Genomic DNA, 19,011 nt, shown 5'->3' on the forward strand with positions numbered 1-19,011 from the left:
GAGAGAAGAACAGAGAGAAGAACAGAGAGAAGAACAGAGAGAAGAACAGAGAGAAGAACAGAGAGAAGAACAGAGAGAAGAACAGAGAGAAGAACAGAGAGAAGAACAGTATAAGGCTGAGGTTGGTTCTGGGCTGAGGGAGGTGGCGATCGCCACAAAGCTCAAAGGGCCATGTGTAGTGGCGAGTCGGCGCACGACCGGGCGATCAACGGTTGCTGTGGATGGTGAACTCCGGGGATGTCGCGACCGGTGCGCAACACGCGTCGGCCGCCCTTCAGGGCCTGCTGAGCAAGAGCCAGATTCGGCCAATCGTTGCTTTGATCAATGAAGTCCTTGGATCTGTACCAGCCACACAGATAGTCAGAGCGGTGTGAGCGATCTTGACCAGCTGGTTTCACCCGGATCATTTCTGGGTTCGCCTGGTCGAGCTGTATCTTCCGGGTCGCGATTTCGAGTTGGTCGCCACGCGAAATCGCCGGCGCTATAGTCGGCTACGCCTATGGCAGTCGATGCGACCAACAGGGCGCGATCTGGGATGACTTGCACTCGATGTACCTCTCGTGGGATCTCCCGACAGAGCCGGTCCCGATGTACATGTCCCGTGAGTTCGCCACCCATCCCGACCATGAACGCAAGGGCATCGGACGGCGGGTTCACGACGCGTTGCTTCAAGGCCGACCTGAGCCGGTCGCCAAGCTGCTGGTGCGAAAGAACCACGTGCTCGCACAGGCGGCGTATCCATCGTGGGCTGGGGCCAGTTGGGCGAAAGCAATCATTCGCTGACTCGCCTGTGTTCGACCGGTGCTGAGGCTGCCGGTCTAGTGCTGTGAGTCGGAGACTCGTATCTCCCGCGGCGAACTCGGGTTGCCGTCTCCGGACCGGGTACGGGCGGAGTACGGGCAGCGGCGCGCACTCGGTGGTGAGCAGAATTTCTTGGTCCGCAAGCTTCTTCTGGATCAAGGAATCGACATGGTCTCGCTCAACCGTCGGCAGTTCACGCGTTCGCTGCTCGCCGTCCCTGCCGCCGCTGTGGTCGGCACGCGCCTCGGTGCGTTCACCCCGGCGGCGGCCGCTCCCGCCGACTTTGACGCGCAGGTACTGGTGGGGCAGGCGAACGGGCTCCTCATGCGCCGGACGCGTGCCGGGGACGGCACGTGGGACTCGAGCTGGGAGCAGCTCGACACGACCGGCGGCACGCTCTACCGCGTCTCGGCCGCAGGACTGTCCGCGGACACCCACCTGGTCGCGGCGCACAACACCGGAGCTCCGAGTCACGGAGTACTGGCCGGCTCGGACGGTTCCTGGACGGGATTCACGCCCATCCCGTCGCAGTCAGGCCCGACCACGGGTGCGCCCCACGTTGCGGTGACTTCGCTCGGGAGCGAGCTGCACGTCTTCGGTGCTTCGGAAAGGGGCACCGCGCTCTTCCACACCGTCCGCTCGTCGGCTGGGAGCTGGCAGGAGCGTTGGACGACCCTCCGGTCGTTCGGAACGATCACCCGGGTCGCCACCACACGAGTCGGTACGACGATCGACACCGCGGTCCTCGCGGGCGGCAAGCTCCTGCACGCGATCCGTAGCTCGAGCGGGACCTGGACCGGCTGGGGCAACATCGAGACCAGCGCCGGGACGATCGCGAACGGCGTGCTCGACGTGGCCCTGGCCGGGATCGGCTCGCAGCTGCACGTGCTGGTGGTGAGCGGCTCCAGCGAGGTCTACCACGCCGTACGCCGGGCGGATGCGACCTGGCAGCGGTTCAGGAAGGTGACCGTCCTGGCCAACTACAGGCCGATGGCGATCAGCGCGGCGAACGTCGGCGGCGAGCTGCAGGTCGGCATCATCGACCTCGCAGCTTCCGGCCAGATCGTCCGGCACACCATCCGGCGCTCGGACGGTTCGTGGGCGACGGTCCGGACAGTCAACGCCACCGGGCTGACCGCCGCCCCGGGAGTCCTGGCCCTCGCCGGCACTACCGGCTCATAGCGTCCAGGAGGCGTTGGCATCTGACCGGGTCCGTCGTCAGCCCGACGCTCAGGCCCCAGAGCCAGTAGTCGACCGTTCTGAAGATCACCCAGTCGCGTGCGTACGAGTGGTCGAGGCCGGCTGCTCGTACGACGGTGTCGAAGCAGCGCCGGATCTCCGCGTCGCCGGCCATCTCGTCGAGCCGGGTCCACAGGATCCGGCCGAGGTCGAACTCGATGTCGCCGCGGTAGAGGACCGGGTCGACGACCAGCCACGGCTCGCGATCGCCGCGGAGGACCTGCGCGGAGTGCAGGTCGCCGTTCACCGCCGCGGTCGCTGACGAACTCACCAGTTCGTCGGCGACCGCGAGGGCGGCCCTCAGGTAGGGCAGCGGAACCGCCTCGATCCGGGGCCGCTGAACTGCCCCGATCTGCCCCGCGATCTGGCCTTCCATCACCGCCGCGCGAGCCTGCACGATCTCCTGTGTGGACAAGGCATCGGCCGGCCCCTCGACCCCGAGGCGCCGCATCAACCCACCCAGCACCTCGACCGCTTCCCCGATCGGCCGCTCGTCGAGCGGCTCCCCGAGCAACTCCAGCAGCATCGCGCCGCGCGCGACGTCGGCGTCGTACAGGCGGACCGTGCCCCGGCCGTCCCACCAGCGCAGCGCCGTGGTCTGCTCGGCGACCTCGTCGCCGGGCGGGGCCATCCGCAGCGCGAACCTCTCGCTGCCGCGCTCGACCGGTACGACGACCGCGTTGGAGCCGTGCGCGAGCGGGCCGGCGATGGTCAGCCCCCGGCGCGCGCACTGCTGCTCGATCGCGCCCGGCAGCGCCGCCAGCCAGTCGGCGCCCTCGGTCCACCAGCGGGGCATCTCCAGGAACGACCGCGGCAACTCGATCACGCCCGGCACGCTAGCGCGCCAGGCCGTCGCGTGCCGACCGGATTTCGGCGGGCCCGCGCTTCCAGCCGCCCGGGCGCATCTTGCGCCGTCGCCGCCGCCGTCGCCGTCGCCGGCCGACCGGCCGGATCTGTCACGCGCTGCAGGGCCTCGATCACTGCGCTCAGCTGCCCCGATCTGCCCTTGCGTGTGCCCTCGCCGGACAGCGCCGGGCGGATCATGATGGGCAGCATGGTTGAGGGGGATGGCACGAGCAGTCTGGAGTTCGACCCGGCGGTGTCGCGGCAGATCGAGGCGATGTACACGACCCCGGACGTGGTCGAGCAGCGACGGATCGTGCGGACGGCGCTCGCGCTGCGGCCGGGGGACCGGGTGCTCGACGTGGGCGTCGGGCCGGGGCTGCTGGCGGCGGAGATGGCCGCCGAGGTCGGCCCGGAGGGGCGGGTCTGCGGTGTCGACATCAGCGACAGCATGCTCGCGATCGCGGGGACGCGCGCCGACGTACCGGACGGTCCGCGGGTCGAGCTCGAGCAGGCGTCCGCGGCGCGGCTCCCGTACGGCGCGGAGAGCTTCGACGTGGTCGTGTCGACGCAGGTCTTCGAGTACGTCGACGACGTGGCCGGCGCGCTCGCCGAGATCCGCCGCGTCCTGCGCCCCGCGGGCCGCGTCCTGCTGCTCGACACCGACTGGGGCTCGATCGTCTGGCGCTCCGGCGACGACCCCCGGATGACCCGCGTAATGAAGGCCTTCGAGGAGCACCTGCAGGACCCGCACCTCCCGCGCACCCTCGGCGAGTCCCTCGACAAGGCCGGCTTCACCCGCACCCACCTGCAGGTCGTCCCCCTGCTCAACGCAGGCTTCGACTACCGCACCTACAGCGCCGGCCTGATCGACATCGTCTCCACCTTCGTTCCCGGCCGGGCCGGCATCACCCCCGAGGAAGCCGAAGCCTGGGCCGACGACCTCCGCAGCCAGGCCGACTCCTACTTCTTCAGCCTCAACCGCTACCTGTTCGTCGCCTCAGCCCTCTGAGCGGATCCGCTGGAAGTTCCGCCCACCACGGGAGAACGCGTACTCGACAGCAGCCGGTACGTCGGGTGCCGGGGTCCACACACAGCTCCGGACGTGCACGAGGTCGGCTGCTTCGGCCTCGGGCGAGGCGTCGTACTTCCACGGGCCGGTGAGGTGACCGAGGTGGTAGAGCCCGTCGGGCTCACGGGTCCAGACCGTCGCACCCTCGGGGACTTCGGCGAAGCGCTGCAGGCGGCGAGCCGTGCGTTCGTCGTACGCCGTGCTGAGCCGCGCGACCGCATCGTCGAGGGTGGCCGGTGGTGGCTGGAGGATGCCGCCGATACCGCAGAGGCCGAGCGTGAGAGCGCGGTCGACGGCGAGACCTTCGGGGACGTCGTCGCGGCGGGAGCGCATCGGCGCGCGGTAGACCGGCACGAGGATTCACCGGGGGCGGCGGTGGAGGGTGGCCAGGGGACGGGCGCACCGTGGGATGCGCCCGTCCTCTTCGGTCGTTCTCCCGCCCCTCAGTGGGAGAACTCGCGGCTCGGTGAGCTCCACCCATGCCCGAATGGGGCCGACTGAACCGCGGGACATGACTACAGGTACCCCACCACGACCTCGTCACACGCGGTCCGGAGCGAAAACTTTGCATTCCTCGAACGCTGGAACCTGTAACGCTCGCGCCGCCATGGACGGATGACCCGGCGCTGCCTACGCTGAACGGCGGTTCCGTGGGCAGGGGAGGCCCCGGACGTGAGGTGGGGGAAGGTGCACGATGACCGACGCACGGCCGTACGACGACGAGCTGCTCGAGGCCGACCTGGACGAGCTGGAGACCCTGGGCGCGGCCGAGGACGCGGCGCTGCTGCTCGGCGCCGGCGAGAACGCCGCTGAGAACGCCGGGCTCGCCGCGACCGGCGAGGCGATTGATGCCTGAGGCAAGGATGTCCTGGCGGGGCGCCGCGCTCTGCACGCGGACCGTCGCGATGCTCCAGGCCGCCGAGAAGCTGGCGAAGGTGCCGTTCACGATCATCCAGGGCTCGTACAACCAGGGCGGCGTCGCCGCCTCCGCGGGCACGCACGACGGCGGCGGCGCGGTCGACCTTGCCGTCGAGCATCTGAATGCCGTACAGCGCAAGGCGGTCGTCCTCGCCATGCGCCAGGTCGGCTTCGCTGCCTGGCTGCGTACGCCGGCGCAGGGCAACTGGCCGTTCCACGTCCACGCCATCGCAGCCGGCGACAAGGACCTCTCCCGCGGTGCGGCCCACCAGATCGCGGAGTACAAGCGCCGCAAGAACGGTCTCGCGAACCGCGGCGCCGACGACGGTCCGCCCGGCTACTACGGGATGACCTGGGAGATCTACCTCAAGCACCACCCCGGTACGCCGCCCGCCGCCGTCGCCCCGCCGCAGCCGAACACCACGATCTCGCTCGGCGCGATGGAGTACGCCCGCACGCACGACTCGATGAGCGGCGTCTGGGGCGCCGACCGCGCCCAGGTGCTGGCCTGGGCCGCGCACCCGAAGGTCGCGGCGATCGGCGTCCACGAGACCCGCCCGCCGGCCGGCGTCCCGTGGCGGGTGCACTTCCAGCAGATGACCCGCAAGATCCAGCAGAAGTTCAAGCTCCCGGTGACCGGCCGGTTCGACGCCGGCACCGCCGCCGTGATGAAGCGCTACGGCTACAAGATCATTGCTTGAGGCAACGACAAGGCCCCACCGGTAGCAGCCGGTGGGGCCTTGGTTGGTCCACTACCACCCGGGCACTCCCGGTGCAGCTGTGGAGGTTGGAGAGCGGAACCGCCGCCGATGCAGGGGTCAAGACGGCGGCTCCGCTTGCTGAGGGGTTACCTCGGGCTCGCCGCCCAGGTCTGGGCCTGGTGGAACTCGAGGTGCTGGGCCGCCCCGGGCGACCCGGCCGTACCGACGTGCTGCAGCGTCGGTACGACGACCGCGCGGACGTCGGTCCGCTTCGCCTCGTCCAGCAGCGCGTTGAACGCGGCGGACTGGGCGGCGTCCCGCTCGGTGTAGACCGTGCCGAGGGTGAACCCCTCGGCGGTGGCGTAGGCGACCAGGGCATCGGTCGCGGCGGCCAGCTCCTCCGCGCAGCTGAGCGCGTCGGCGCGGACGTAGCCGAGCAGTGTCGGGCGGGTGGTCATCGGACCGGGCTGCCGACGAGAGCGGGCTCGTTGGTGACCCGCAGCGAGGCGAACCGCCGCCGCATGGCCTCTTCGTACTGTGCTGCCTGGTCAACGGTCGCGGTGTGGTCGGCGATCGTGTGAGCGCCGAACCAGACCCGCACGCGGCGCTGCTCTGCGGGGTTCTCCAGCGACTCGGTCATGGGGGCGTGTCCTTCGGTCTGTGAGGGGACCATGGGCGTCGAGATGGTTGCCGACAGTGAGGAAGCCGGTGACCGATCTCACGTGCTCACGGGTGGTAAGGAAAGAACACCTCAAAAAGCACTATCCCGGGAATAGACCGGCAAGGACCTTTACAGAGGCCTTACGCCGTCCCTGACGCGCGAAGGAAAACCCCTGGTCAGGCAGGGATGGGACCGGTTCCGGGGCCCTGGCCGGCGAGCCGCTGTCAAGATTGTTTGCAGGGATTTACCGGTAACGATTCGGCCGCCCGCCAAGGGTTTTCGATGAGCGCTGAATTGTCGGACGTCCTGGTAACCCTGCGCTATCGAGCGGCCACAGTACGCCGTACGCGAAGGCCCGGAGCACCGGCCGCGAGGCCGAGCAGGGCGCCGGCCAGCGGTACGACGAGCGCGGTCCGGAAGTCGGCGACGGTCAGCTCGTCGGCCGTGGCGAGGACCGCCGCGACGACGGCCAGGCCGAGCGCCGCCCCGAACTGGAACGACGTCGTGAGCACGCCACCGGCCAGCCCCTGCTCCTCCTCCGCGACGCCGTCGGTCGCGGCGATCGTCAGCGGGCCGTACGTGAGCGAGAACGCCAGCCCCAGCAGCAGGAACGTCGGCAGCATCGCGAGATAGGTCCAGTCCGCGCCGAGTGGCAGGAACAACGCGTACGCCGCCACGGCGAACCCGAACCCGCCGAGCACCACGCGCCCGTTGCCGAAGCGGTTGACCAGCCACGGCGTCAGCGTCGGCGCGAGGATCGAGTCGATGCCGATCACCATCAGCGCCAGGCCGGTCTCGAGCTCGGACCAGTGCCGCAGCTCCTGCAGGTAGAGCACCGCGATGAACTGGAAGCCGACGAACGACCCGACCAGCGCCACGGCGCCGAGGTTGGCCCGGATCAGGCCGGCGTTGCGCAGGATGCCGAACCGGACCAGCGGTTCCGCCGTACGGCGTTCGATCGCGACGAACGCGACTAGCAGCAGCAGGCCTGCGATCGCGGTCCCGGCCGTCTGGCCGGCCGCGACGTCAGGGGCCCGGACGACGGTCGAGACGAGCAGCATCATCGCGCCGGTCAGCGTGAGTGCGCCGGGCAGGTCGAAGCCGCTGAGCTTCGTGCGCACCGCCGCTTCCTTCGGGAGCAGGGCCAGGGCCGCGGTCAGCAGGACTGCGGAGAACAGCACCGGCGCGAAGAAGACCCAGCGCCAGTCGACCGCGGTGAGCAGGCCGCCGACGACCATGCCGAGGGAGAAGCCGGCGGCGCCGATCCCGGCGTACACGAGCAGGGCCTGGTTGCGCTGCCTGCCCTCCGGGTAGCTGGTGGTGATGATCGACAGTCCGGCCGGCGTCATGAAGCCGGCCGCGACACCGGTGACGAAGCGAGCCAGGATCAGCACCCAGCCGTCGTTCGCCAGCCCGCCGAGGCCGGAGAAGACCAGGAAGACGGCCAGCCAGCCGACGAACATCCGCCGCCGGCCGAGCAGGTCGGCCGCGCGGCCTCCGAGCAGCACGAAACCGCCGTACCCGAGCACGTAGGCGCTGACCACCCACTGCAGCTCGCCGGTGGACAGGCCGAGGTCGGCCCGGATCGACGGCAGCGCGACGCCCATCATCGAGATGTCGATGCCCTCCAGGAAGATCGCGCCGCACAGCACCAGCAGCACGGCCCACGCACGGGGGCCGAGATTCGTTGACATATTCGGATTCCTCAAGGGTTCGGTTCTCTCTTGTAACTGACACCATCGTGCGGAACCATCGGGGAGTATGGAAGAAGGCACTTCAAAGGAACCGGGTTACTCCTGCTGCACCGAGGACGCCTTCCAGTGGGACACCCGGGAGGACTGTGAGGTCCGACAGATCCTGGACCGGATCGGCGACAAGTGGTCGCTGCTGGTGATCGCGCTGCTCGACAGCCGCAGCCTGCGCTTCACCGAGCTGAAGAAGACCATCGACGGGGTCAGCCAGCGGATGCTGACGGTCACGCTGCGGCAGCTGGAGCGCGACGGGCTGGTACGGCGTACCGTCCACCCGGTCGTGCCGCCGCGGGTCGACTACGAGCTCACCCCGCTCGGCGTGACGCTGCACGCGACGATCCAGTCGCTGGTCACCTGGACCGAGACGCACCAGAACGAGATCGCCACCGCGCGGGCGGCGTACGACGTCCGCGCGCTGATGGAACGAGGCAGCGTCTAGGGTCGGGGGATGGGGATCGCCGCGCGGATTGCCGCCGCTCAGTTGTCAGGGTTGTCTCGGAGCCGCCGTCAGATCGTCGCGGGTCCGCTTGTCGGGTTGCTGCACGACGAGGATGTGTGGTTCCTGTCGTCCATGCTCGCGGCCGATCCGGGGACGCCGTTCGATCCGGACGAGGTGTCGTGGGCGCTCGACACGATTCGGCAGGCGTTCGCTGCCGAGGGGCGGTGGGTGCACGCGGAGCTTGTGGAGGAGGCGAATCCGGGGCTCGCGGAGGCGCTGACCGAGTACGGGATGATCGTGCGGGCGCGGCCGCCGCTGCTGGCGGTCGAGCCGGCCGGGCTGGTCGTGCCTTCGTTGCCGGAGGGCGTCACCGCGTCGTTCGTGGGGTCCGAGGACGACCACGCGGCGTCCACTGCGGTGGCCGCCGACGCCTACGAGACCGACGATGTCACCACCACCTTCCAGCCCGACCCAGCCAACGGCGGCGCCGTCCTCATCCGCGACCACGGCGCGCCGGTCGCGACCGCCTCCTGGACCGCTGTCGCCGACGGCGTCACCGAGGTCGCCGGGGTCGGCACGGTGCACTCGCACCGGCGTCGCGGTCTGGGCGCTCTGGCGACGGCGTACGCGACGCGGGTGGCGTTCGAGACCGCCGGCGCCGATCTCGCCTGGCTGACGCCTGGCGACGAAGGCGCCGACCGGATCTACCGCCGCCTCGGTTACGAGCCCAAGGCAACGGCCGTCCACCTCGGCGACCCGGGCGGGCACCTGGAAGACCTGGTCTAGGAGGGCTTCCGCGTCAGCTCGCCCGGATGCCCCGGTACGGCGTACAGCGTGATCGGTGCGGCCAGTACGGCGAACGCGGCGAGCAGGTTGAGCGTGAGCGGCAGCTCGGCGACCAGTGTGAGCGCGGGCGCCGCGAGCGCGCCGACGACCGCCGCCAGCGCGTCGACCGCGAAGAACAGCGCGCCGACCTGGGCCAGCATGTTCGGCGCGGTCACGCGCTGCACGGTCGTCTCGGTCGTGATCAGCAGGACGCTGCCTGGCAGCCCGATCAGCACGGCGGCCGCGATAGCCCACGGGATGCTCGGGGCGTTCACCAGCGCGAAGAACGCCGCGCCGGTGGCGAGCTGGGTGGTGGCGATCAGGTCACGGATCCCCAACCAGGACAGGGCTTTCACGCTGATCGCGGCGCCGAACAGGTAGCCGGCGCCGAGCCCGGAGAACACGTAGCCGACCGCGTAGCCCGGAGCGTGCAGGCGTTCGACGATCAGCGGCACGAGCAGTGCGGTCAGGCCGGCGTTCGCTGTGAGGAAGACGCCGTTTCCGGCCAGCAGGCCGCGCAGCGGTTTCGACCGTACGGCGTACCGGAGCCCGGCGAGCGGTCGCATCGGCGTCTGCTCGGCCCGTTCCGGCCGGGTCCGGACCGCGGCGATCATTGCCGCTGACAACAAATAGCTGGCGATGTCGACGGCCAGCACGAACTCGATCCCCGGGCCGGCGAGCAGCAGTGCGCCAAGCGGTGGAGCGCCGAGCCGTGTCGCGCTCCCCGCGAACGCCCGCGCTGCGTTCGCTGCCGCGAGCTCTCGTCCGGTCCCGACGACGCTCGGCAGCAGCGCCCGCGACGCCGGCCGGAAGACCGTCGTCGCGATGTTCTCGACCAGGACGGCCAGGTAGATCATCCACAGCCGCTCCGGCCGATCGGCGAACAGGATCAGCCCGACCGCGGCCGCGCTGACCAGATCGGCGACCCACATCGCCCGCGCCAGGTCCCAGCGCTCCAGCAGCACCCCCGCCCAAGGTCCCAGCACCAGCGCGGGGAGCGCCTCCAACGCCAAGGTCAGCCCCGTCGCCGCTGCCGATCCCGTCAGCTGGAACACGTGGAACGGGATCGCCACCACCAGCAACCAGGACCCGACGCCCGACACGGTCCCGCTGCCCCACACCAGCCGGAAGTCCCGGTTCCCCCAGATGCTCACCGCTCGACACTAGGGCGTTAGAGACTGGTTGTCGCGGGCAACCTGGAGGACATGGCAGAGGCGATCGAGCGGCGCAGCATCGACGTGGTCCCGGCCGCCGAGCGGCACGGGACTCCGGTCAGTCAGTTCACGCTCTGGTTCGGCGCGAACATGCAGGTCACGGCGGTCGTCGACGGCGCCCTCGCGGTCGTGTTCGGCGCCGACGCGCTGTGGGCGATCGTCGGCCTGCTGATCGGCAACGTGCTCGGCGGCATCGTGATGGCGTTGCACGCGGCCCAGGGCCCGCGCCTCGGGCTGCCGCAGATGATCTCCAGCCGCGCCCAGTTCGGCGTGTACGGCGCCGTCGTACCGCTGGTGCTGGTCGTGATCATGTACCTCGGCTTCGCCGCGACCGGCACGGTCCTGGCCGGGCAGGCGGTCAACAAGATCCTGCACGTCGACACCGCGGCCGTCGGGATCATCGTCTTCGGCGTCCTCACCGCGGTGATCGCGACGCTCGGCTACCGCTGGATCCACCTGCTCGGCCGGGTCGCGACGGTCCTCGGCATCCTTGGCTTCACCTACCTCGGGATCCGCCTGCTGATCACTGCCGACGTCGGCGCGCTGCTCGGCGCGAAGCCGTTCGACGTCGTCACGTTCCTGCTCGCGATCTCGCTCGGCGCCGGCTGGCAGCTCACCTTCGGCCCGTACGTCGCCGACTACTCGCGCTACCTGCCCGCCGACACCCCCGAGCGGACGACCTTCCTCGCGACGTTCCTCGGCAGCGTGATCGGGTCGCAGTGGTCGATGACGCTCGGCGCGCTGGTCGCGGCCAGCGGCGCCGGGTTCCTGGCGAACCAGGTCGGCTACCTCGGCGACCTGGCCGGTCCGGCGGGCGTCGCGCTGCTGATCTACCTGGTGATCGTCGTCGGCAAGCTGGCCGTCAACTGCCTGAACGCGTACGGCGGCTCGATGACGCTGCTCACCACGGTGTCGGCGTTCAGCCGGGCGACGCGGATCGGCCCGGCCGCGCGGGCGGCGTACACGAGCTGTTTCCTACTTGTGTCGGTGCTGGTCGCGATCTTCGCCTCGGCGGACTTCCTGGACAACTTCAAGAACTTCGTGCTGGTGCTGCTGATGGTCTTCACGCCGTGGAGCGCGATCAACCTGATCGACTACTACCTGATCTCCCGTGAACGCGTCGACGTCCCCGCGCTCTACGACCCCGACGGCCGGTACGGGCGCTGGAACGCCGTCGCGCTCATCTCGTACGCCGTGGGCATCGCGGCACAGATCCCTTTCCTGGCCCAGAAGCTGTACACCGGCCCCATCACCGAGGCCCTCGGCGGCGCCGACATCTCCTGGCTGATCGGCCTGGCCGTCACCGCGGCGATCTACTACCTCTGGTCCCGCCGGACCCCGGCCCCCATCGACACCTGAGTCCCCGCTCGGCCTCGCGGTACGGGTGCGGTACGGGCAGCGACCCGTCGGCGACGACTCGTACTGTCGCGACCCATCCAGCGGGCGGGCGCGAGCCTGCTCGGGAGATCTCTCGCGGAGGACTGATGAAGGCACGTGCACTGGGGGCACTCGTAGGAGGCGCGGTACTGCTGAGCGGGGTGGTGGTGGCAAGCCCGGCGCATGCCGCCACGACGTTCATCACCTCGCCGGACGGCGGTGCGTCGGGGCAGGTGTCCGTCGCGGCCAGCGAGGCCGTCACTCTGCTCGTCACCGACAAGAGCTGTGACGCGCGAGGGGCGGTGCTGCACTACACGATCTCGGGCGTCTGGCACACGCTCTCGGACGGCAGCTGCCACGGAGGCGCGGTCGCCCGTGGACCCTTCATGGGGGCCGGCTCCCGGATCGACGTCTACGTGTGCAACACGAACACGCGCACCGGGTACAAGAGCTGTTCGGCGAAGAAGACCATCCGCATCTGAGCAACGCCGAGGCCCGGGTCGACGACGGCACCACCGTCTTCACCCCCACGTGCGCGTTCAGGTGCCCGAGGCAACCGAGGCTCGGCAGCTGCCGGCCGGCAACTGCCGACCCTCGGCAGCTGCCGGCCGCGGCAGCAACTGCCGAGCCTCGGTTCCAGTACGTCGTACGCTCAGCGCACCGTGAACCCGGCCTTCCGGAAGGCGTCCGCAAGGGACCCCTCGTCCATCGGAGTCTCCTTGCCGCCCTGACCACCGGCCGGGCCGCGTCCACCCGGACCACGCCCGCCCTGGCCACCCGGACCACGACCACCGCCTTGACCACCCGGCCCGCGTCCACCCTGACCACCAGGCCCGCGACCGCCGCCGCCCTGGCCGCGGTTCTGCCCGCCGCCCGAACGCCCGGACGTCGGCGCACCGACCTCGTCGTCCAGCCGCAGCGTCAGCGAGATCCGCTGCCGCGGGATGTCGACCTCGAGCACCTTCACCTTGACGATGTCGCCCGGCTTGACGACCTCGCGCGGGTCCTTCACGTAGTTCTTCGACAGCGCCGACACGTGGGCCAGCCCGTCCTGGTGCACACCGATGTCGATGAACGCCCCGAACGCCGCCACGTTGGTGACCTGGCCCTCGAGCTTCATCCCCGGCTTCAGGTCGCCGATCTTGTCCACACCCTCGGCGAACGACGCGGTCTTGAACGCCGGCCGCGGGTCGCGCCCCGGCTTCTCCAGCTCGGCCAGGATGTCGGTCACGGTCGGCAGACCGAAGGTCTCGTCGACGAAATCCGCGGCCTTCACCGAGCGCAGCGCCGCGGTGTTCCCGATCAGCGCCTTCAGCTCCGAGCCGGTCTTGTCCAGGATCCGGCGGACCACCGGGTACGCCTCCGGGTGCACGCTGGAGGAGTCCAGCGGGTCGGCGCCGTCGGGGATCCGCAGGAAGCCGGCCGCCTGCTCGAACGCCTTCGGGCCGAGCCGCGGCACCTCCTTGAGCGCCGTACGGGACGCGAACGGCCCGTAGGTGTCGCGGTGCTGGACGATGTTGTCGGCCAGGCCCTGGGTGATACCGGAGACGCGGGTGAGCAGCGGCGCGGACGCCGTGTTCAGGTCGACGCCGACCGCGTTCACACAGTCCTCGACCACCGCGTCCAGCGAGCGGGACAGCGAGTTCTCCGGGAGGTCGTGCTGGTACTGGCCGACGCCGATCGACTTCGGGTCGATCTTCACCAGCTCGGCCAGCGGGTCCTGCAGCCGGCGCGCGATCGAGACCGCGCCGCGCAGCGACACGTCCATGCCGGGCAGCTCCTGCGAGGCGAACGCCGACGCCGAGTAGACGGACGCGCCGGCCTCGGAGACGACCGCCTTGGTGAGCTTCAGCTCCGGGTGCTTGGCGATCAGCTCGGCGGCCAGCTTGTCGGTCTCGCGGGACGCCGTACCGTTGCCGATGGCAATCAAGTCGACCTGGTGGGCGGCGCACAGCGCGGCCAGCTGGGCGATCGACTTGTCCCACTGGTTCTGCGGGACGTGCGGGTAGATGACGCCGGTCGCGGTGACCTTGCCGGTCGCGTCGACGACGGCGACCTTGACACCAGTCCGGAAGCCCGGGTCGAGACCCATCGTGGCGCGCGTCCCGGCCGGGGCGGCCAGCAGGAGGTCGCGCAGGTTCGCGGCGAAGACGCGGACCGCCTCGTCCTCGGCGGTCTGCCGCAGCCGCATCCGCAGGTCGATGCCGAGGTGCACGAGGATCTTGGTCCGCCAGGCCCAGCGGACCGTCTCGACCAGCCACTTGTCGCCCGGACGGCCCTGGTTCTCGATGCCGTTCTGGCGGGCGATCGTCGTCTCGTACTCCGTGGGGCCGTCGACCTCGACACCGGCCGGCAGCGGCTCGACGCTCAGCGAGAGCACGTCCTCCTTCTCGCCGCGGAACATCGCCAGGATCCGGTGCGACGGCATCTTGCCGAACGGCTCGTCGAAGTCGAAGTAGTCGGAGAACTTCGCGCCGTCGGTCTCCTTGCCCTCGCGGACCGTGGAGGCCAGCCGGCCCTGCGACCAGAGCCGCTCCCGCAGCTCACCGATCAGGTCGGCGTCCTCGGCGAACCGCTCGACCAGGATCGCGCGGGCGCCGTCCAGCGCCGCCTGCGGGTCGGCGACGCCGGCCTCGGCGTTCACGAACACCGCGGCCGCGGCCAGCGGCTCGTACGACGGGTCGCTGAGCAGCCCGTCCGCGAGCGGCTCCAGCCCGGCCTCGCGGGCGATCATCGCCTTGGTCCGCCGCTTCGGCTTGAACGGCAGGTAGATGTCCTCGAGCCGGGACTTGGTCTCCGCGGCCAGGATCGACGCCTTCAGCGCGTCGTCGAGCTTGCCCTGGCTCTCGATCGACTCCAGCACCGTCTTCCGGCGCTCCTCGAGCTCCCGCAGGTACCGCAGGCGCTCCTCGAGATCGCGCAGCTGCGCGTCGTCGAGCTCCCCGGTGACCTCCTTGCGGTACCGCGCGATGAACGGAACCGTCGAACCCTCGTCCAGCAGCCCGACCGCCGCCTTCACCTGCCCGACCCCGACCCCCAACTCGTCGGCGATCCGCTGCTCGATCGACTGCAAACCCACTGTGCCGTTCCCCTCTACGTCCAACTGACTGGCCCACATCCTTCCCCATCCCACCCCCATTCCACGACCTCGCCCCCACGGGCTTGTGGACAAACCCGGAACCGGCCCCGCATCATCCGAGGTCATGAGGGGGATCGGCTGGACGATGCTCGAGGACGGCTCGCTGGAGCCACCACCGCGCCTGGTGCGCTTCGGGAGCGTGGGGCTCGCGGTGGTGACACTGGTCAACCTGCCCGACGACCACGCCCCGCACGAGATCGCGTTCGCGGCGTTCATCTGCTTGATGGCCCTCGGGGCCACCGTCGGCGCGAAGCCCTTGGCCGACGGACGCGTGGACCGGTGGGCACGGGCCCACCCTGTCCTGTACGGCGCGATCGTGGCCGCACTCTTGGTGACCTGCTGCTTTGCACTGGTGTCGGAGTTCGGCGGCGAGCGGATCGGCCTGCTCGTCGGCGTCCCTTCTGGTGTCCTGCTTGCCGTCATCGGGATCGTCCGGGAGCGCAGCCGTCACGCGCGAGCCGCCGACACCCACCACTGATCAACCCGCCGCGCCGCCCGGTCGGCCAGGACCCGGGGGCGCGGACAGAAAACGGGGACCTCGGACAAGTTATGACCTGTCCGAGGCCCCCAGGAGGTGTTCGAGGCCCCGACGGCTGATCCGAGCCCGACGTGATGTCTGGCGGTCAGACGGCTTCCAGGGCCTCGGCGGCTTCGGCGGCCTCGGCGGTCTTGGCCTCCGACACCTTCGGGCGCATCAGCGTGCAGGCGATGACGACCGCGGCCGCGACGATCACGGCGGCTACCGCGAAGGAGTAGTGGAAACCGCTGGTCAGCGCGTCCAACGCCGGCTTGCCGGCAGCCGCCAGGGACTCGGTGCGGGTGGCCGAGAGGGTGGCGAGGACCGCGAGGCCCAGGGCGGCGCCGACCTCGGCCGTCGTACCGATCAGGCCGGAGGCGAGACCGGCGTCCTCGGGCTTCACGTCGGACATCGACAGGCCCATCAGCGCGGGGAAGCAGACGCCGCCGCCGAGGCCGAGGAGGATCAGGACCGGCAGCACGTGCACGACGTAGCTGCCGCCGACGGGCGCCTGGGTGAAGAGGGCGAGGCCGACGACGATCAGCGACAGGCCGGCGATCAGCGGGCGGCGCGGGCCGAAGCGCATCACGAGCTTCTCGGAGTACCGGACGGACAGCAGGCCCATCACCAGCGTGGTCGGCAGGAACGCGAGGCCGATCTCCAGAGCGTCGTACCCGAGGACGCGCTGGAGGTAGAGCGACCCGAGGAAGAAGATCCCGAACATCCCGGACGACGACAGCGCCTGGACCAGGTTCGCGCCGGTCAGCGTGCGGGAGCGGAAGATCCGCAGCGGCACCAGCGGGTTGGCGGCAGTGGACTCCCGTACGACGAAGCAGGCGAGCAGCGTCAGCGTGAGCGCGCCGAGCGCGATCGTCCGCGGCGCGGTCCACCCGAGCTCGGCGGCCGGGCTGACGATGGTGAAGACGCCGACCATCAGCGCCGCGGTGATCAGCACAGCACCCGGTACGTCGGTCCCGCGGCCCAGACCAAGACCCTTGTCCTGACCGATCAGCCGCACAGCCAGCCACGCGGTCGCGATGCCGATCGGCAGGTTGATGAAGAAGATCCAGTGCCAGCTGATCGCCTGGGTCAGCACACCACCGGCGAGCAGCCCGATCGACCCGCCCGCGGAGGCGACGAACGCGTAGACGCCGATCGCCTTGGCCTGCTCGCGCGGCTCGGGGAACAGCGTGACGATCATGCCGAGGATCACCGCGGAGGTCAGCGCGCCGCCGACCCCCTGCAGGAAGCGCGCCGCGACCAGCATCTCCTGCGACCCGGCCAGCCCGCACCAGACCGACGCGGCGGTGAACAGCGCCAGACCGGCGACGAAGATGTTCCGCCGCCCGAGCAGGTCGCCGAGCCGCCCGGCCAGCAGGAGCAGGCCGCCGAAGGCGATCAGGTAGGCGTTCACGACCCAGGCGAGCGACGAGCTCGTGAAGCCGAGGTCGTCCTGGATCGCGGGCAGCGCCACGTTCACCACGGTCACGTCGAGCACGATCATCAACATGCCCGCGCAGAGCGTGTAGAGGGCGAGCCAGCGGGACCTGCCGCCGCCCTGCACGGCCGGCGGCGTCGCCAGGGATTCGGTGGTCGCGTACATGCTGGTTCTCCTCTGATCCGTAGGTTTGCTTACACCCCTACGTCGAACCAGCGCGGCTCAGATCGACACGGTCCCCGATTCTTTTCGGCGAGCGGGCTTCGCGATCCAGTACGCGATCAGTGCCGGCACCAGCCCGGAGCCGATCACGAACAGTGTCGGGAGCCGCCCGATCACCAGGAACCAGGTGGCCAGCCCGACCACACCACCGGCCACGGCGAGCGACCGCCGGAGCAGGAACAGGTTCGCCGACCGGAACGCGCTGCGCGTGGTCGCGTCGTCCTCGGCGTCCGGCATCACCGCGAGCGCGCTCAGGTAGAGCCCGACGATCATCCCGCTGAGCGGAACCAGGACGGCGAGCGCGGCGATCCGGACCGGTCCGTTGGTGGAGGCCCAGAAGAACAGCCCGAACGCGAGTGCCACGCCGCCGAAGTACAGGGCCAGCCCGGACAGCCAGAACCGCTTGAAGCACCACTTGAACTCACCGAAGAACCGGCGCATCAGCGCCGGGTGCTCCTGCCCGATCGCGTACGGCAGCACCCGCTGGAACGCGAACGCGGCCGGGAACAGGGTGACGATGCCGAAGCTGAGCAGCAGGAAGGTCAGCTGCAGCATCAGCAGGTCACCGACCAGCGACAGTTTGGCCATCACGACGTTGGTCCGGCGGCCGGCCTCACTCACAGCGGTTCCTCCTGGTTCGTCGGCACACAGATGATCGTATGATCACAAACAATCACGGTCAGATCACAACGACCATCGTTTGGGGGCCGAGCATGCTCGCACCGGAGCGTCACGAGCTGATCCTGCGCAGCCTGCGCCGGCACGGGCGTCTCCGGGTGGCCGAGCTGGCCGCCGAGCTCGGCGTGTCCGCGATCACAGTACGCCGTGACCTCGCCGAGCTGGATGCCGCCGGACTGCTCCGCCGCGTGCACGGCGGCGCGGTCGGCACCGGTTCGGCCGGCGCCACGACGCCGGGCAGCCAGCTGACGGTCGGCCTGGTCGTCCCGAGCTCGACGTTCTACTACACCGACGTGATCCGCGGCGCGGAGGCGATGGCCGACCGGTACGGCGCGCGCCTGGTGCTCGGCGTCTCCGGGTACGACGAGCAGGTCGAGGCCGAGCGGATCGACAAGATCCTCGGCCTCGGCGTCGCCGGGCTGCTGCTGGCGACCGCGCTCGGGGACAGCCGGGCCGGCGAGGTCGGCCCGCGGCTGGACGCGATCGACGTACCGGTGGTGCTGATGGAGCGCGCGTTCGGCTTCCCCGACGCGCTGCACGAGTACGACCACGTCCGCACCGACCACGCGTACGGCGCGATGCTCGCGCTGCGGCACCTGGTCTCGCTCGGCCACCGCCGGATCGGGATCAACCTGAACGCCAGCGTCACGGCGTACTGGCTGCGGAAGGGGATCGCGGAGGCGGCGGCCGCGCTCGGCGTCGACCTGTTCGTCTCGCCGGTGGTGCTGCCGGCCCGCGGCGAGGACCCGGACACGGTCGCGAAGCTCGATGCGTTCCTGGCCGAGTGCGAGGCGCACGGCGCGAACGCGGTCCTGGTGCACTCCGACGAGCACGCGGCGCGGCTGGTCGAGCGCGCGATGGAGCGCGGGCTGCGGGTGCCCGACGACCTGGCCGTGATCGCGTACAACGACGAGACCGCCGCGCTGGCCGTCGTACCGCTGACCGCGGTCTGCCCGCCGAAGCTGCAGCTCGGCGAGACCGCCTGCGAGCTGCTGCTGCGCCGCCTGAAGGGCGCTCCGGGCCGCCGATCGGCGACCCAGCACCTGAGCCTCCTGCCGGAACTCCGTGTCCGCGAGTCCTGTGGAGCGGCACTCGCTGATCGAATTTGATCATTCGAGCGCCAGGGTATTGACGGGGAAAGCCCTTTCCCATACTTTCGCTGCACTCGGTGCGCCG

Annotated in this window: 19 protein-coding genes; 10 read left to right on the forward strand and 9 right to left on the reverse strand. The window is 70.2% G+C overall.

The features are described from left to right. The first annotated feature begins 969 nt into the window (after positions 1–969). On the forward strand, positions 970–1,983 hold the full coding sequence (locus tag AB0M01_RS30385) for a hypothetical protein (protein ID WP_363675545.1): 1,014 nt from the start codon (positions 970–972) through the stop codon (positions 1,981–1,983). Here the strand turns inward: AB0M01_RS30385 and AB0M01_RS30390 are convergent. Beyond that, positions 1,970–2,866 carry an aminoglycoside phosphotransferase family protein gene (locus AB0M01_RS30390; RefSeq protein ID WP_363675547.1) on the reverse strand — a complete coding sequence of 299 codons (897 nt, stop codon included), beginning with the start codon at positions 2,864–2,866 and terminating at the stop codon, positions 1,970–1,972. The two genes, AB0M01_RS30385 and AB0M01_RS30390, sit on opposite strands and share 14 nt — an antisense overlap. 228 nt (positions 2,867–3,094) lie before the next feature. Here AB0M01_RS30390 and AB0M01_RS30395 point away from each other — a divergent pair, with 228 nt between their 5' ends. After that, positions 3,095–3,895 carry a methyltransferase domain-containing protein gene (locus AB0M01_RS30395; protein WP_363675549.1) on the forward strand — a complete coding sequence of 267 codons (801 nt, stop codon included), beginning with the start codon at positions 3,095–3,097 and terminating at the stop codon, positions 3,893–3,895. On the opposite strand, the gene AB0M01_RS30400 is transcribed toward AB0M01_RS30395, so the two are convergent. Next, a complete protein-coding gene (locus AB0M01_RS30400; RefSeq protein ID WP_363675551.1) occupies positions 3,884–4,288 on the reverse strand; it encodes a GAF domain-containing protein in 405 nt (134 codons plus the stop codon). The genes AB0M01_RS30395 and AB0M01_RS30400 overlap by 12 nt on opposite strands. A gap of 361 nt (positions 4,289–4,649) precedes the next feature. On the opposite strand from AB0M01_RS30400, the gene AB0M01_RS30405 reads away from it, so the two are divergent. Beyond that, positions 4,650–4,811, forward strand: a complete 162-nt coding sequence (locus AB0M01_RS30405; protein WP_363675553.1) for a hypothetical protein — start codon at positions 4,650–4,652, stop codon at positions 4,809–4,811. After that, positions 4,804–5,574 (forward strand): hypothetical protein, encoded by a 771-nt coding sequence (locus AB0M01_RS30410; protein ID WP_363675555.1) that lies wholly within the window; start codon positions 4,804–4,806, stop codon positions 5,572–5,574. Before AB0M01_RS30405 ends, AB0M01_RS30410 begins: the two co-directional genes overlap by 8 nt. A 146-nt stretch (positions 5,575–5,720) precedes the next feature. On the opposite strand, the gene AB0M01_RS30415 is transcribed toward AB0M01_RS30410, so the two are convergent. From AB0M01_RS30415 to AB0M01_RS30425, 3 genes are all read right to left on the reverse strand, one after another. Further along, positions 5,721–6,032, reverse strand: coding sequence for a recombinase family protein (locus AB0M01_RS30415; RefSeq protein WP_363675557.1), 312 nt, complete (start codon positions 6,030–6,032; stop codon positions 5,721–5,723). Next, complete coding sequence (locus AB0M01_RS30420) at positions 6,029–6,214, reverse strand: hypothetical protein (RefSeq protein WP_363675559.1); 186 nt, start codon at positions 6,212–6,214, stop codon at positions 6,029–6,031. The genes AB0M01_RS30415 and AB0M01_RS30420 overlap by 4 nt, the downstream gene beginning before the upstream one ends. Before the next feature lie 341 nt (positions 6,215–6,555). Beyond that, on the reverse strand, positions 6,556–7,929 hold the full coding sequence (locus tag AB0M01_RS30425) for an MFS transporter (protein ID WP_363675561.1): 1,374 nt from the start codon (positions 7,927–7,929) through the stop codon (positions 6,556–6,558). Positions 7,930–7,996: 67 nt separating this feature from the next. Between AB0M01_RS30425 and AB0M01_RS30430 the strand changes: the two genes are divergently transcribed. Next, positions 7,997–8,425, forward strand: a complete 429-nt coding sequence (locus AB0M01_RS30430; protein ID WP_363675563.1) for a helix-turn-helix domain-containing protein — start codon at positions 7,997–7,999, stop codon at positions 8,423–8,425. A 9-nt stretch (positions 8,426–8,434) separates the two neighbouring features. After that, positions 8,435–9,211 carry a GNAT family N-acetyltransferase gene (locus tag AB0M01_RS30435; RefSeq protein WP_363675564.1) on the forward strand — a complete coding sequence of 259 codons (777 nt, stop codon included), beginning with the start codon at positions 8,435–8,437 and terminating at the stop codon, positions 9,209–9,211. Here the strand turns inward: AB0M01_RS30435 and AB0M01_RS30440 are convergent. Continuing rightward, entirely contained in the window at positions 9,208–10,404 is a 1,197-nt protein-coding gene (locus AB0M01_RS30440) for an MFS transporter (RefSeq protein WP_363675566.1), read from the reverse strand. The genes AB0M01_RS30435 and AB0M01_RS30440 overlap by 4 nt on opposite strands. Positions 10,405–10,455: 51 nt before the next feature. Here AB0M01_RS30440 and AB0M01_RS30445 point away from each other — a divergent pair, with 51 nt between their 5' ends. Next, entirely contained in the window at positions 10,456–11,823 is a 1,368-nt protein-coding gene (locus AB0M01_RS30445; protein WP_363675568.1) for a cytosine permease, read from the forward strand. Positions 11,824–11,948: 125 nt separating this feature from the next. Further along, positions 11,949–12,323 (forward strand): hypothetical protein, encoded by a 375-nt coding sequence (locus AB0M01_RS30450; RefSeq protein ID WP_363675569.1) that lies wholly within the window; start codon positions 11,949–11,951, stop codon positions 12,321–12,323. Positions 12,324–12,493: 170 nt separating this feature from the next. Here AB0M01_RS30450 and AB0M01_RS30455 read toward each other — a convergent pair whose 3' ends face one another. Then, positions 12,494–14,920 (reverse strand): Tex family protein, encoded by a 2,427-nt coding sequence (locus AB0M01_RS30455; RefSeq protein ID WP_363675571.1) that lies wholly within the window; start codon positions 14,918–14,920, stop codon positions 12,494–12,496. Between the two features lie 124 nt (positions 14,921–15,044). On the opposite strand from AB0M01_RS30455, the gene AB0M01_RS30460 reads away from it, so the two are divergent. Beyond that, complete coding sequence (locus AB0M01_RS30460; RefSeq protein ID WP_363675573.1) at positions 15,045–15,458, forward strand: hypothetical protein; 414 nt, start codon at positions 15,045–15,047, stop codon at positions 15,456–15,458. Positions 15,459–15,603: 145 nt separating this feature from the next. Here the strand turns inward: AB0M01_RS30460 and AB0M01_RS30465 are convergent, their stop codons facing one another. Continuing rightward, the gene (locus AB0M01_RS30465) at positions 15,604–17,100 is read right to left on the reverse strand and encodes a DHA2 family efflux MFS transporter permease subunit (RefSeq protein ID WP_363675575.1); all 1,497 of its coding nucleotides are present in this window, start codon (positions 17,098–17,100) and stop codon (positions 15,604–15,606) included. Positions 17,101–17,157: 57 nt separating this feature from the next. Further along, positions 17,158–17,778, reverse strand: coding sequence for a DUF624 domain-containing protein (locus AB0M01_RS30470; RefSeq protein WP_363675577.1), 621 nt, complete (start codon positions 17,776–17,778; stop codon positions 17,158–17,160). Between the two features lie 92 nt (positions 17,779–17,870). On the opposite strand from AB0M01_RS30470, the gene AB0M01_RS30475 reads away from it, so the two are divergent. Then, positions 17,871–18,944 carry a LacI family DNA-binding transcriptional regulator gene (locus AB0M01_RS30475; RefSeq protein ID WP_363675579.1) on the forward strand — a complete coding sequence of 358 codons (1,074 nt, stop codon included), beginning with the start codon at positions 17,871–17,873 and terminating at the stop codon, positions 18,942–18,944. The last annotated feature ends 67 nt before the right edge of the window (positions 18,945–19,011 follow it).

The organism is Kribbella sp. NPDC051770, assembly GCF_040681455.1.
Classification (GTDB): Bacteria; Actinomycetota; Actinomycetes; order Propionibacteriales; family Kribbellaceae; genus Kribbella.